We start from the raw sequence: 14,629 nt of genomic DNA on the forward strand, positions 1-14,629 counted from the left end.
CCGTCATTGCGAGGAGCGAAGCGACGAAGCAATCCAGATCCCTCCGCGGAGAGATCCTGGATTGCTTCGCTACGCTCGCAATGACGGAGAGTGAGGCGTGGCTGTCGCTCTTCGACTCGGCGTGTCGATGCGCCGGCCCCTTCCCTCACATCGTCTTCAAAAACTCAACCAGCGCCCGCCGCTCCTGCGGTGTCAACAGGCGCCCGATCACGCCGTCCTTTCCATTGTTGAACTCGTGCCCGGTGTTGTGGTTGCCCCGGATCCTCGTGTCGAGCTCGAATCCGCCATCCAATTTGTCGTAGTGATATCCGACATTGACCGGGTCATATTCGCGGTTGCCGAGATAAAATTTCTCCGGCCGCTCATTGACCGGCGACAGCAGGGCATAAAGGTTCGGCACCGAACCGTTGTGCAAATACGGCGGCGTTGCCCATATCCCGTTGAGCGGACGCGCCTTGTAGGCCAGCGGCGCCTGGATGCCGTTGTCGCGGTATCCATTCAGCTCGTCGCGCTGTTCCGTCCCGATCGGTGGTGTCTGGCTGTCGTACCAATGCGCCACGGTTTTCGCGGTGACCAGGCCGAGCGCCGGGCCGAAACTGTCGGAGGCAATATCGAGCTCCCGCGGCACCGTGACCTTGCGATTGAGCATGTCCTGGGCCTGCGCCGGGTCGGTGCCGATCCGCGTGATCGGGACGACCGTGAGGCGGAGATAACGCTCGCCTGGATAACGTTCCTCCTTCCGCTTGTCCGGCAGCGACCAGCGATCGGACGTCCAGAACTCGGCACTGCTCACCGGCGCCTGGTGGCACCCCTGGCAATGCTCCCTGTAGAGCGCCGCGCCTTGCTCGGCGAGATTCTTGTCGATCGGAGGAAGCTCGGCAGGCCATTGTGGCGACTTCAACCCGGTGAAGCCCGCGCTTTCATTCGGCTGCTTCCCGGCCAGCGATTTCTCGATCCTGTCCAGGTTCATGATTTCGATACCGGAGTTGAACAAGGCTCCCCTCGCGTCCGTCAGATTGACCATCGCGGAGACGCCCATGGCCTCACCGGCATTGCGCACCATGGGCTGTTCGATCGATGCGTTGTACTGGACCCAATCGAACCACGAGGCATCCCAGATGCGCGGGAAATGCACCGGCGCGGACGTGGCGGCATAGTTGGCGGGAATCTTGAGGTCGATCGCAAAGACCTCGTTGCCGATACGGTTCAACGCGTCGAGCCTGCCGAACCCCTCGACCACGCTTTGCGGGGCAACCATGGCGTCGAGATCGGACAGCCCCTTGCCCTGCGCCAGGACCTTGTCGAGTTGCGCCAGCAACTGGGTCTTTTCCATCTCGCTCGGGTCTGGTCCGATCACCTTCTCGGCAAACCGGTCGAAGCGGTAGGGCACGAAGCGCGTGAACGCCAGCGACAGGCCCAGCGCGGTCCTGAACTTGCCGAGATCCGTCAGCGCCGGGCCGCCGTCGACCAGGAATTCCGTTCCCTGATAGGTGAAACGTCCGGTGTGGCATGCCGCGCAGGTCAGCCCGATCCGCGTCATGTCATTGTACGGCGCCCGCGGATTTCTCCAGGGTTGTGCGGTGGCGTCGACCATGGCCTTGCCGCGCGCCATGCCGACAGGCAAGCCGAGCTTGGGGTCGGCCGGATCGGGAATGAATCCGAAGCGGTCGAGATAAGCGGGGTCGCTCAGGAGTCCCACCGACGTCAGCGACAACTCCGGCCGTTCAAGCGCCATGAACCATTCGTAAGGGATGTGGAACGTCGCCGTGCCCTGATCGGCGTGGTGAACCCAGTCGCGCTGGTCCTTCCAGTTCTGATCGAGCCAGCGGGTCTTCTGCGCCGTCGGATACTCCGGCAACTTCACTTTGATCCCGTCATAGACCTTGGCGACATAGGGGTAGCCCATCGCTGCCCCGATCACGACGAGCGCGGCAACGGCAACCGAGAAGAGCAGGGACAGCGAGGCGACGATTGAATTCGGTTTCCACGCCATTTTGTTTCTCCTTGGCAGGCTGTTGAAGAACTCAGCCTGAATCGATCACAACGCCGTCTCCGCAAGGGAATCGGCAAGGGATCGCAACGCCGCGATGCCCGGCAGGAAGAAGTACTCTCCGCCGCGTGTACTCACGAACGCCGGCAGTCCGGCCAATCGACGCCGCGGCGCGCCGGCACGCGGGATCGTGAAGCTTCCGCTCCCGTTATTGCCGCCGATCATCGGATCCTTGTCGCTGCCGAGGCCAGCGAAGTCGCCGTCGTTGATCCAGACTTTCTGAACGAATTCGAATTGACGCGCGATGTCGGCGTTGACCAGCAACATGATGGCGCCGCGCTCGGCACCGTCATCGGCCGTCGCATCCGCGGGAAGGTACGATCCATAGGGCAAACCCTGGCGCAGCAGTCGATGCCGATGGACGGATGCACCATTCGGGCCTGTCAGCCCCGAGCGCGGATTGAGGCGCCGCACGTGGGCGCCCAGCGGGCAGTTCGTTCCCTTCAAATCGTCGAGATACGTGAATTGATTGTTTCGCATCGGATCTGCGGCGAGCACCGGGTCGTCCTGCGCTGCAGCCAATGACATCGGTGCGCCACTTGGCCAGCGCCCCATCATCTTCGCCGCGAGTAGTGCGACGTCGGCGTCATCGGTGGCGGAGCGCCGCAGAAAATCCCGAAAGGCCCAGACATGCTGATGCAGCTTGCGCAACACCACGAAGCTGCCGTTGAGGCTCAGACTTGCCGACGTGGGCAGGTCAGGGACTGCGCCTGTCTCATCGGGCCGCCCGAGGACGAACTCACCTGCCTTCAGGGCGCGCCAATCGCCTCCGTCCGGGATGCCCGCGCCGGGCAGGACGGGCTCCCCACTGCCTTCGATCGCGGGCTGCGTAATGCCGTCGCGATACCCGAAGTGCTCGACGGGAATTGGCCTGCCATCCGGCCCGGGCAGCAATTGCGCATCGATCGTCCCTGCCACGGCCAGGCCGTTGTCGCGGATTTCAGACAGCAAAGCTGCCGAAGCGGCATCACGATCCGCGACCGTCATTGTACTGACCACGACCAGCGCATGCACGCTCTTGTCGAACGGTGGGTCCCACCGCGCCGGGGCGCTGTCGCCGACATCGCCGAGCCGATCGGCGCGCGCAGCCATTCCTTGCTGGAATTCCTGCGGAAAGCTCGACAGGCTGGACTCTGGCGTACCGATTGCCGACAGGCCCTGCCAGGAGAGGGCGACGTTCAAGCCCAGTGATGGCGATGCGTCCAGATTTGCGACGGTCGTGCATCGCCTGGCAGCGCCCCCGAACCACCGCCGGGCGCGAGCTGCGTCGCTTACGTTCAGCAGATGATAATGCGCGACCGGGAAGCGATACGGCCGCATCGCCATTCCCTGGATATCGGCCCGATCCAGGTCGCCGGCGACCGACGGGGCGGGCATGTCCGTCAACCGATCTGGCCGAGGAATTTGTCGAACTTGCCCTTCCAGTCCAGCGCCTTGTTGATATCAGCGACGGTGGAGTTCGGATAGGCGCAGTAATAGCCGTCGGTCTCGACGCCGCTGCCGAGAATGTAGTCGCGCAGCTTGGGATAATCGCGCGCACCCGGATACCCTTCACAATGGCCCCAGATCGCGTCGATGCCATCGGGCGCCCGCTCGGCGAAATCGCGCATATAGTCTTCGACGTCGCCGTCGAAATTCGTCGCAAAGAACAAACGCGTATCGTTATCGAAGATGACCCAGCGCACGATATGGATCGTGCCGAGAGAAGAGATCTTGCCGCCGTTTGCCGCGGTCAGCCCCTGAAGCGTCTTGCGCAACGCTTCGGCATGATCGGGAAGGATCTTGGTGATTGCGGTCAGGGCGCTGATCTTACCCATCTTCAGGACGACGGCCATGGCAATTCCTCCCTGTTGTCCGCCAGAGCCGTTGCGAACGGCTCAGTCGCGGCGTGGCTGCATGCGTCCCCCGATTGCTTCACGCCTGTATTTTAGCACATTTGCAACTACAGTTTGTGAAGTGCTTCACTGAAACACGCGACGATGATCGAGTGATGTTCGTTGATCTGTAGCTCTCTCCACACTGTCATTGCGAGGAGCCCTCGCGACAAAGCAATCCAGGCTGCCTCCGCGGAAAGATTCTGGATTGCCTCGCTGCACTCGCAATGACGGAGTGTGGGGCGCCGTCGTGGCTCTTCAAATCAGCGCATCAATGCGCGGTGGCGCCGTAGCCCGAATGGAGCGCAGCGCAATCCGGGACAGCGTCCCCGCATTCCGCTCCGCTCCATGCGGGCTACACGGCTCCCTCCACATCGTCATTGCGAGGAGCCCTTGCGACGAAGCAATCCAGGCTGCTTCCGCAGAGAGATTCTGGATTGCTTCGCTACGCTCGCAATGACGCAGGATGCTCTTGTTCCGAGATATTTGTTGCAAGGAGCCCGCAAGGACGATGAACTGAACGGCCCCGCCGGGTCCAACAACAGAGAGGCACCCGAACCATGTTCCTGATCGGCCAATACGACTCCCCCTTCGTTCGCCGCGTCGCGATTGCGCTGCGGCTCTACGGGCTCGCCTTCGAGCACAGGCCGTGGTCGACCTTCGGCGATGCCGGCAAGATCGCGCCGTACAACCCGCTGCGCCGCGTGCCGACGCTGGTGCTCGACGATGGCGAGGCGCTGATCGAGAGCATGGCCATCCTCGATTATCTCGACGAGTTCGTTGGCCCTGAGAAAGCGATGCTTCCGCGCGGCGGCGCCGGGCGGCGCAGGCATTTGCGCATCTGCGCGCTCGCCTCCGGCCTCGGTGACAAGGCGGTGAGCCTGCTTTACGAGCGCGTGCTGCGGAAGGAGCAGCTCGCGCTATGGGTCGAGCGCTGCGAGGCGCAGATCGGCGACGTGCTGAACGTGCTCGAAGCCGAGCGCGCCGCGGTGACGCCCCCGTACTGGCTGGGGGATCGCATCGGCCACGCCGACATCGTCGTCGCCTGCGTCGTGCGCTTCACCCGCGAGGCGCATCCGCAATTATTCGATGCCGAGCGCTATCCGGCACTCGCGGCCCATGCCGGCCGTTGCGAGGCGCTGGCGCCGTTCCAGGTGATCGTGCAGCCGCTGGCGCCGCCGAAGGGGTGAGTGGGGCGCGAGGTGTCGTAGCCCGGATGAGCGGAGCGATATCCGGGAGCCACCGCCCCGCATGTCGCTTTGCTCATGCGGGCTACAACCACATCTGCGTCGACCCTACCTCCGCGTACACGGCTTGATCTCGCCCGTTGCGGTCTTCAGCACGATCGGATTGGGCGACAGCCTGATGCCGAAGAACAGTTGAGAGCCCGACACCTTGTCGTCGCCGCCCTGGTGCGCGTCCAGGTCGAGCTTCGCGGCGATCTCGGACGTCAGCTTGGCCCGCTCCTCCATCGAGATCCTGTTATGATATTTGATCTCGTAGACGACATCGGCCTCCAGCACGGAGCGCGTCTGGCACACGATGCCGCCGCTCGAAATGTTCTGCGTGATCGCATCCTCGCATTCGGCCTTCAGCAGGGCGTTGCGGGTCGAGATCAGCGACTCGTCGGAAATCAGCAGGATGTTGGCGTTCTCGAGCTTGAGGTGGATCGAATCGACCTCCTGCATGCCGGCGACGGCGGACAGCTTGTCCCTGACCTGTGCGGACACGTCGAGATTCTTCTCGAGCGACTGCTTGAGGTCGCGGTCCACGGTCGGCGATTTCTGGATCTTGCCGGTCAGTAGCGCGGGGTCGACATCGCAGGTCGGATGCAGCTCCAGCCGGCCGTTGCTGAGATATTCGATCGTGTTGATGGTGCCGGGCCCGCCGAACGTGCTCGGCGGCACCACCTCGAAATATCCGGTATCGGACAGAATGGCGGTGATCGTCTGCTTCTTGCGCCCAAACCCGACCCAGGCTGCGACCATCACGAGGCCAATTGCGATGAAGACTCCGCTACCCAGCCAGAGCCATTTGCGGCTTCCTACTTTCTTGGACAGCACAACTGGTTTCGTTCGCCGCATGGCACGTAGCCTTTCGGACAGTCCGCGGCGGCAATCGTGGGGAGTACGACAAGAGCGATCGCGGCGACGAACAGTGCAATGAACTGCTTCATATGCTCGATCCCAAGCAAACCATCGGTTTGAAGGTAGTAGGCCAAGAGAATATCGAATCGAGGTTGCGCGGACAAGTGAATGGGTTCACAAGCGGCGGGTTCCCGCGGACACAGGCGAGCAAGTTGCGAGCGAACGTTGCTTTCGCGCTGGTTGCACGATGCGCTGTAGCCCGGATGAACGAAGCGACATCCGGGAAGACCGGCCCCGCATGTCGCTTCGCTCATGCGGGCTACGAACCGGGGATGTCAATTGAACGTCGTGACGTCGCCACTTGCTCCGTCATTGCGAGCGCAGCGAAGCAATCCAGAATCCCTCCGGGGCAAGACTCTGGATTGCTTCGCTGCGCTCGCAATGACGAAACCGGGGCGCTGGTCCGCCGGAGTGCGAAACTGACGCAGCAGGCGATGATGCAATACTACCCCTGTTTTGCCCGACGCCGCAAGCCATTTCGGCAAGACCGAAATTGCGCAAGCCTTTCAACCCCATCGCTACTGTGCATGGGGTTGTTTTCGCACTTTTTTGGTTTTGGGGGAGCGAAGGGCGGGCCTAGCCCGCCCCCGCGCGCTTCTTCTGCCAGACGAGATGCACCGCGCAGGTGCAGCCCGGGGGATGCGAGGCGAGGTCGGTCGCGGCGACGTCGTTCGCCGGCGTCGCTGCAAAGCTGTCCTTCGCGCCCTGCTGCGACGGGATGTAGTTCAGCACCGGCGCGAGCCAGCGCTCGGTCTCTGCCACCGTCATGCCCTTGCGCGCGGCGTAGTCCTCGACCTGGTCGCGCTCGATCTTGCCGACGCCGAAATAATAGCTCTCGGGGTTCGCGAAATAGAGCCCGGATACGGACGAGCCCGGCCACATCGCAAAGCTCTCGGTCAGCTTCACGCCGGCGGTCGCTTCCGCATCGAGCAGTTCGAACAGCGTCGCCTTCTCGGTGTGATCGGGCTGCGCGGGATAGCCGGGCGCGGGGCGAATGCCCTGATACTTTTCGAGGATCAGCTCATCGTTGGAGAGTGCCTCGTCCGGTGCATAGGCCCAGAACTCGCGGCGCACGCGGGCATGCATGCGCTCCGCAAAGGCCTCCGCAAGACGGTCGGCCAGCGCCTTGCACAGGATCGAGGAGTAGTCGTCATTGGCCATCTTGAAGCGGTCGGCGACCGCGTCCTCGCCGATGCCGGCGGTGACCACGAAGCCGCCGACATAGTCGGGCACGCCCGCGGGCGCGATGAAGTCTGACAGCGCCGCGTTGAAGCGTCCTTCGCGCTTCTCGAGCTGCTGGCGCAGCGTGTGCAGCGTCGCGATCTGCTTGGTCCGGCTTTCGTCGGCATAGAGCACGATGTCGTCGCCTTGCGCATTCGCCGGCCAGAAGCCGACGGTGGCGCGCGCCCGGAACCACTTTTCCTTGACGATGGTGTCGAGCATTTTGCGCGCATCGTCGTAGAGCGAGCGCGCGACTTCGCCGACCTTGGCGTCGTCGAGGATGGCAGGGAAACGTCCCGCGAGCTCCCAGGTCTGGAAGAACGGCGTCCAGTCGATATAGGGCACGAGCTCGGCGAGATCGTATTCGTCGAAGCTCCTGGTGCCGAGGAAGGTCGGCTTCACCGGCTTGTTCTTGGCAAAGTCGACCGGCACGCGGTTGGCGCGGGCGGCCTCCAGCTTCAGCCGCTTCTTGTCGGCCTGCGCGCGCAGATGCGCGTCCGAGATCTTGGCGTATTCGGCGCGGACCTCGGCCGCGTAAGCCTCGCGCTTCTCGGGCGAGAGCAGCGAGGAGGCAACGCCGACCGCGCGGCTGGCGTCGTTGACATGCACGACGGGACCGGCGCGATAGCTCGGGTCGATCTTCACCGCCGTGTGCACGCGGCTGGTGGTGGCGCCGCCGATCAGCAGCGGCAGCTTGAGGCCTTCGCGCTGCAGTTCGCCCGCGAAGAACGCCATCTCGTCGAGCGACGGCGTGATCAGGCCGGAGAGACCGACGATGTCGGCCTTCTCCGCTTTCACGGTCTCGACGATCTTGGCGGCAGGCACCATCACGCCGAGGTCGATGACCTCGTAATTGTTGCACTGGAGCACGATGCCGACGATGTTCTTGCCGATGTCGTGGACGTCGCCCTTGACGGTCGCGAGCACGATCTTGCCGGCGGACGAGGAGCCTTCGGTTCCGATGCCGCTGGCGAGGTTGCGCGCCTTCTCTTCCTCCATGAACGGCATCAGCCAGGCCACCGCCTGCTTCATGACGCGCGCCGACTTCACCACCTGCGGCAAAAACATCTTGCCGTCGCCGAAGAGGTCGCCGACGACGTTCATGCCGGCCATCAGCGGTCCCTCGATCACGTCGAGCGGCCGCGAGGAGTTCTTGCGGGCCTCTTCGGTGTCCTGCTCGATGAATTCGGTGATGCCGTGCACCAGCGAATGCGACAGGCGCTTCTCCACCGGCCATTCGCGCCAGGCGAGATCGGCTTCCTTGCTCTCCGTCTTCTTGCCGCGGAATTTCTCCGCGAGCGCCAGCAGGCGCTCGGACGCGCCCGCGTCGCGGTTGAGGACGACGTCCTCGCAGGTCTGGCGCAGCTCGGGGTCGATGTCGTCATAGACGATCATCTGACCGGCATTGACGATACCCATATCCATGCCGGCCTTGATGGCATGATACAGGAACACCGAATGCATGGCTTCGCGCACCGGTTCGTTGCCGCGGAACGAGAACGACAGGTTGGAGACGCCGCCCGAGATGTGCGCGCCCGGCAGGTTCTGGCGGATCCAGCGCGTCGCCTCGATGAAGTCGACGCCGTAATTGTTGTGCTCCTCGATGCCGGTCGCGATCGCGAAAATATTCGGATCGAAGATGATGTCTTCCGGCGGGAAGCCGACGCGGTTGACCAGGATGTCGTAGGCGCGCTTGCAGATCTCGGTCTTGCGCGCGAACGTGTCGGCCTGGCCGACCTCGTCGAACGCCATGACCACGACAGCCGCGCCGTGACGGCGGGCGATCTTCGCTTCGTGGATGAACTTCTCTTCGCCTTCCTTCATCGAGATCGAGTTGACGACCGGCTTGCCCTGCACGCATTTCAGGCCGGCCTCGATCACGGAGAATTTCGACGAGTCGACCATGACAGGCACGCGGGCGATGTCGGGCTCGGCGGCGACGAGGTTGAGGAAGGTCACCATCGCGGCTTCAGAGTCGAGCAGGCCTTCGTCCATGTTGACGTCGATGATCTGCGCGCCGTTCTCGACCTGGTCACGTGCGACCTGCAGCGCGGCGGTGTAGTCGCCATTGGTGATCAGCTTGCGGAATTTCGCCGAGCCCGTGACGTTGGTGCGCTCGCCGACGTTCACGAATGGGATCGCATCCGTCAGCACGAACGGCTCGAGGCCGGAGAGCCGCAGCTTTGATGCGATCTCGGGCACGATGCGCGGCTTGTGCGGGGCGACAGCGGCAGCGATCGCCGCGATGTGGTCCGGCGTGGTGCCGCAGCAGCCGCCGACGATGTTGACGAGGCCGTCGCGCGCGAACTCGCCGACGAGGCGCGCCATGTATTCCGGCGTCTCGTCATACTGGCCGAATTCGTTGGGCAAGCCGGCATTCGGATAGGCACAGACAAGCGTGTCGGCGACGCGACCGATATCGGCGATATGGGCGCGCAGGTCTTCGGCGCCGAGCGCGCAGTTGAAGCCGATGGTGACGGGCTTGGCGTGCCGCACCGAGTTCCAGAACGCTTCCGGCATCTGGCCGGAGAGCAGACGGCCGGACTTGTCGGTGATGGTGCCCGACACCATCACCGGCACGTCGATGCCGCGCGCTTCGGTGATCTCGGCGATCGCATAGAGCGCCGCCTTGGCGTTCAGTGTATCGAAAATGGTTTCGACCAGAAGCAGGTCGACGCCGCCGTCGAGCATGCCGTTAATCTGCTCGCTATAGGACTTGCGCAGATCGTCGAACGTGACGGCGCGGTAGCCGGGGTTGGAGACGTCGGGCGAGATCGAGGCGGTGCGATTGGTCGGGCCGATGGCGCCTGCGACGAAGCGCGGTTTGCCGTCCTCGGCCTCGACGCGGCGGGCGGCATTGCCGGCGAGGCGGGCGCCTTCGCGCGCCATTTCATACACAATGTCGGTGAGGTCGTAATCGGCCTGCGCGATCGAGGTGGTCGAGAACGTGTTGGTCGCGACGATGTCGGCGCCGGCGCGCAAGTAGGCGGCGTGGATGTCCTCGATCGCCTGCGGCTGGGTCAGGATCAACAGGTCGTTGTTGCCGCGCAGGTCGCGATGGAAGTTCTTGAAGCGCTCGCCCCGGAAGGCGGCTTCGTCGAACTGCAGGTTCTGGATCATCGTGCCCATGGCGCCGTCGAGCACGAGGATGCGCTCGCGCGCGGCGTTGATGAGGGCAGTTCGTTTCGGAGAGGGAGATACGGTCATGTTGTCTTAAGCCGCCTTCTGCGCGCTCTTGGCGCGAATGCCGAGCAAATGGCTGATCGCGAACACGAGATCGGCGCGGTTCATGGTGTAGAAATGAAAGGTGTCGACGCCGTGCTTGGCGAGCTTCTGCACTTGGCCGGCGGCGACGGTTGCGGCCACCAGCTTGCGGGTCTCGGCGTCGTCATCGAGGCCCTCGAATTTCGCGGCGAACCAGTCCGGCACGGTGGTGCCGGCGCGGGTGACGAAATTGCGGGCCTGCTTGAAATTGTGCATGGGCATGATGCCCGGCACGATCGGGATGTTGATGCCGCGCGCACGGACGCGGTCGAGATAGCGGAAGTAGAGATCGTTATCGAAGAACACCTGGGTGATCGCGCGCGTCGCGCCGGCATCGACCTTGGCTTGCAGCGTGTCGAGATCGTCGTCGAAGTCGCGGGCTTCAGGGTGCTTCTCGGGATAGGCCGAGACCGACACTTCGATATCCGCATGCCGCTTCTTGATTCCGGCGACGAGCTCGGCCGAGCTCTGGTAGCCGTCGGGATGGCTGGAATAGGGCGTGCCGATGCCGCCGGCGGGGTCGCCGCGCAGGCCCACGATGTGGCGGACGCCGACCTCGTGGTAGCGGTCGACGATCTCGTCGATCTCGCCGCGCGATGCGCCGACGCAGGTGAGATGTGCGGCCGGCAGCAGGGTGGTCTCCTTCAGGATGCGGGAGATGGTCGAATGGGTGCGCTCACGCGTCGAGCCGCCGGCGCCATAGGTCACGGAGACGAATTTCGGGTCGAGCGGGGCGAGCCGGTTGATGGTCTCCCAGAGATTGCGCTCCATATCTTCGGTCTTGGGCGGAAAGAACTCGAACGAGATCGCAGGCCGCTTGGAGGCGAGATGCCCGTCTTGCCCGTTAGGATGGGCAGGCGTCGTCGGATCGGTCATGGCACCACTTACTCCAGGGTCTGGACGGTCGGCGTCGGTCTCAATTGCAAGCGTCCAACATAAGCCAAAGCGGCCGCATTCGACAGCCCATCGGGGATGGGAAGTGGCCCACTTTGCCTTGTGGACGGCAAAACTGAGCTGTAATCGAAGTATGGGTGGGAATCGTGCTAATTTTACATATGTAAGTAAAATCAGATAATTATGAAAAATGAGGCGATTGTCTAGTGTGGTTCAGCTGAGTGGGCAGTATGAAGACTATGCTGTCTGCGCGGCCGATGTCCCAACGTCACAACTGACCCGACCCGCGGCGTCTCTACCGGCGCGCGCCAGACCTGCGCAGTTGACCCATTGCCGCGGCGCCGGCCTCCACTAGGTTAGCGCGCCATGATCCCGCTCTCAGTCCTCGATCTCTCGGTCGTCACCACAGGCACGAAGCCGGCCGCGGCGCTGCGCAACAGCATCGACCTGGCGCGCCATGTCGACGGGCTCGGCTTCGTCCGCTACTGGCTCGCCGAGCACCACAACCTCGCCTCGGTCGCAAGCCCCGCGCCCGACGTGATGATCGGGCAGATCGCGGCGGTGACCAAGCACATCCGCGTCGGCTCCGGCGGGGTGATGCTGCCCAACCATGCCCCGCTGGTCGTGGCCGAACGCTTCAAGATGCTGGAGGCGCTGTTTCCCGGCCGTATCGATCTTGGCCTCGGCCGCGCCCCCGGCACCGACCGTGCCACGGCCTATGCCCTCAGAAGTCGGCTCGATCGCCGCGAGGGCGACGATTTCCTCGAGCGGCTGCACGAGCTGATCCTGTGGCAGACCCGCGAATTCCCCGCGGGGCATCCCTATCACAATGTCGTCGCGATGCCGGATGACACGCCGCTGCCGCCGATCTGGCTGCTCGGTTCCAGCGATTATTCCTCGGAGCTCGCCGCTCAGGTCGGCATGGGCTTCGCCTTCGCCCATCATTTCGCGTCCCACGATGCGATCGACGCAATGGTGCATTACCGCGACCATTTCCAGCCGTCGGCCTGGAGCGCGAGCCCGCACGCGATCCTCGCGGTCGCCGTGATCACGGCCGACACCGACGAGGAGGCCGAAAAGCTCGCGACCTCGTTCGACCTCAACCGCCTGCGCCGCGACCGGGGTCAATACCTGCCGCTGCCGAGCGTCGAGGAAGCGCTGGCCTATCCCTATACGGATTCCGAGCGCACCTCGATCAAGCGCAACCGCTCACGCCTGTTCGTCGGCAATCCGGCAACCGTGCAGAAAAAGCTGCAGCCGTTGATCGATGCCAGCAAGCCGGACGAATTGATGGTGATCACGGCCGTGTACGATCACGAGGCGCGCAAGAAATCGTATTCGCTGCTGGCGGAGGCGTTCGGGCTGGCGAAAAGAGAAGCCGCGTAAACCGCTCTCGTGCCCCGGCTCGCGCTTCGCGCGTCCGGGACACGCCACTAATCCTGCGTCTCGCTGAAGGTCGCGCGGAACGGGTGGCCGGGATAGACGCCGACGATGCGGAATTCGCGCGAGAAGAATTTCAGCTCCTCGATCGCAAACGCAAGGCCCTTGTCATCGGGGTGGCCGTCAACGTCGGCATAAAATTGCGTGGCGAAAAAATTGCCGTCGACCATGTAGCTCTCGAGCTTGGTCATGTTGACACCGTTGGTGGCAAAGCCGCCGAGCGCCTTGTAGAGCGCGGCGGGCAAGTTGCGCACCCGAAATACAAAAGTCGTGACCAGCGGACCGGAGCCTTGCGCGGCCCATTTCGGCTCGCGCGCCAGCACCACGAAGCGCGTGGTGTTGTGCGCCTCGTCCTCGATGTCCTCGGCGAGGATATCGAGGCCGTAGATCTTCGCGGCGAGGCGCGAGGCGATCGCGGCGACGGTCTTGTCATTGCGCTCGGAGATGTCGCGGGCGCTGCCAGCGGTATCGGCGTGCACAATGCCCTTGATGCCGAGCTTGCGGATGATGCGTCGGCACTGGCCGAGCGCATGCACATGGCTCTCGACGCTCTTGATGTCTTCGAGCTTGGTGCCCTTGATCGCCATCAATTGATGGCGGACCGGCAGGAACCATTCGCCGATGATGAAGAGGCCGGAGGCCGGCAAAAGGTGATGGATGTCGGCGACACGGCCTGCGACCGAATTCTCGATCGGGATCATGCCGAGATCGGCCTCACCCGACGAAATCGCCGACAGCGCGTCCTCGAAGGTGGCGCAGGGCATCGGCTCGGCGTCGGGATAGGCCTCGACGATGGCGATGTGGGAATTGGCTCCGGGCTCGCCCTGGAATGCGATCTTCATCTTGCTCATGACGGGCCTTGTAACAGCGGCTCAGGATTTGGAAAGGATGCTGCGGGCGGTTTCGAGATCGGGCGGCGTGTCGACGCCGCGGGGCACGCTGTCGACGACGATGATGTCGATGCGCATGCCGGCTTCCACCGCCCGGAGCTGCTCCAGATTTTCCTGAATTTCCAGGGGGGAGCGTGGCAGCGAGACGTAGCGCTCCAGCGCTGCGCGGCGGTACGCATAGAGGCCGATATGGTGGTAACGCGGTCCGTCGCCGAAGGGGGCGGTGGCGCGGGTGAAATAAAGTGCCCGCATCCGTCGCGGCCCGATCGGCGACCCGATGGCCTTCACCACGCTCGGAGCGAGGTCTTCTTCCTCGGTGTGGATCTGCGAGGCCAGCGTCACGATGTCGACGCCCGGATCGTCAAAGGGCGGCAGCACCTCGCGGATGGTCTGCGGTGTGATGGTCGGGAAATCGCCCTGCAGATTGATGACGATCTCGGCCTTGCCGTCCGGATCGAGCTTCTGCATGGCCTCGTGGATGCGGTCGGAGCCGGAGGGGTGTGTGGATCTGGTCATCACGGCCTCGCCGCCATGGGCGGTCACCACCGAGGCGATCTCGTCCGTATCGGTCGCGACCGCGACCCGGCCGATGCCGGCAGCCTCGGCGCGGCGCATCACATGCACGATCATCGGCAGGCCGGCGATGTCGGCGAGCGGCTTGCCGGGCAGGCGGGTGGCGGCCATGCGGGCCGGGATCAGCACCAGGATGCGGGGATCGGTCATGATTGAAGGGCCTGAAAACGGGAGGTTTTCCGCGTCGAGAAATGGGGTGGGGACGGGTTCGAAGCCGGCTCGCTTATACGGGTTGCCAGACCCCGGGCAAACCGATATCTCAATGGCAAAACTCGG

10 protein-coding genes are annotated in these 14,629 nt (G+C 63.8%); 2 read left to right on the plus strand and 8 right to left on the minus strand.

The window, feature by feature from the left end; translation table 11 throughout:
- Window positions 1-145: 145 nt before the first annotated feature.
- Genes RAD16_RS31590 through RAD16_RS31600 form a run of 3 tightly spaced genes read right to left on the minus strand, consistent with a single transcriptional unit; the run spans window position 146 to window position 3,885 of the window.
- Entirely contained in the window at window positions 146-1,993 is a 1,848-nt protein-coding gene (locus RAD16_RS31590) for a di-heme-cytochrome C peroxidase (RefSeq protein WP_458161730.1), read from the minus strand.
- A 45-nt stretch (window positions 1,994-2,038) separates the two neighbouring features.
- Window positions 2,039-3,427 carry a Dyp-type peroxidase gene (locus tag RAD16_RS31595; protein ID WP_458161731.1) on the minus strand — a complete coding sequence of 463 codons (1,389 nt, stop codon included), beginning with the start codon at window positions 3,425-3,427 and terminating at the stop codon, window positions 2,039-2,041.
- Between the two features lie 5 nt (window positions 3,428-3,432).
- The gene (locus RAD16_RS31600; protein ID WP_458161732.1) at window positions 3,433-3,885 is read right to left on the minus strand and encodes a hypothetical protein; all 453 of its coding nucleotides are present in this window, start codon (window positions 3,883-3,885) and stop codon (window positions 3,433-3,435) included.
- Between the two features lie 599 nt (window positions 3,886-4,484).
- Between RAD16_RS31600 and RAD16_RS31605 the strand changes: the two genes are divergently transcribed.
- Complete coding sequence (locus RAD16_RS31605; RefSeq protein ID WP_458161733.1) at window positions 4,485-5,114, plus strand: glutathione S-transferase family protein; 630 nt, start codon at window positions 4,485-4,487, stop codon at window positions 5,112-5,114.
- Window positions 5,115-5,219: 105 nt separating this feature from the next.
- Here RAD16_RS31605 and RAD16_RS31610 read toward each other — a convergent pair whose 3' ends face one another.
- From RAD16_RS31610 to metF, 3 genes are all read right to left on the minus strand, one after another.
- Window positions 5,220-5,987, minus strand: a complete 768-nt coding sequence (locus tag RAD16_RS31610) for a hypothetical protein (protein WP_458161734.1) — start codon at window positions 5,985-5,987, stop codon at window positions 5,220-5,222.
- 660 nt (window positions 5,988-6,647) lie between these two features.
- Entirely contained in the window at window positions 6,648-10,499 is a 3,852-nt protein-coding gene (gene metH, locus RAD16_RS31615; protein WP_458161735.1) for a methionine synthase, read from the minus strand.
- Window positions 10,500-10,505: 6 nt separating this feature from the next.
- A complete protein-coding gene (gene metF / locus RAD16_RS31620) occupies window positions 10,506-11,432 on the minus strand; it encodes a methylenetetrahydrofolate reductase [NAD(P)H] (RefSeq protein WP_458161736.1) in 927 nt (308 codons plus the stop codon).
- Between the two features lie 384 nt (window positions 11,433-11,816).
- Here metF and RAD16_RS31625 point away from each other — a divergent pair, with 384 nt between their 5' ends.
- On the plus strand, window positions 11,817-12,836 hold the full coding sequence (locus tag RAD16_RS31625) for an LLM class flavin-dependent oxidoreductase (RefSeq protein WP_458161737.1): 1,020 nt from the start codon (window positions 11,817-11,819) through the stop codon (window positions 12,834-12,836).
- A 47-nt stretch (window positions 12,837-12,883) separates the two neighbouring features.
- On the opposite strand, the gene RAD16_RS31630 is transcribed toward RAD16_RS31625, so the two are convergent.
- Together RAD16_RS31630 and RAD16_RS31635 are read right to left on the minus strand one after the other, a co-directional pair.
- Complete coding sequence (locus RAD16_RS31630) at window positions 12,884-13,741, minus strand: prephenate dehydratase (RefSeq protein WP_458161738.1); 858 nt, start codon at window positions 13,739-13,741, stop codon at window positions 12,884-12,886.
- A 21-nt stretch (window positions 13,742-13,762) separates the two neighbouring features.
- A complete protein-coding gene (locus RAD16_RS31635; RefSeq protein ID WP_458161739.1) occupies window positions 13,763-14,503 on the minus strand; it encodes a 3-deoxy-manno-octulosonate cytidylyltransferase in 741 nt (246 codons plus the stop codon).
- Between the last annotated feature and the right edge of the window lie 126 nt (window positions 14,504-14,629).

The sequence above is a fragment of the Bradyrhizobium sp. 18BD genome, assembly GCF_054185225.1.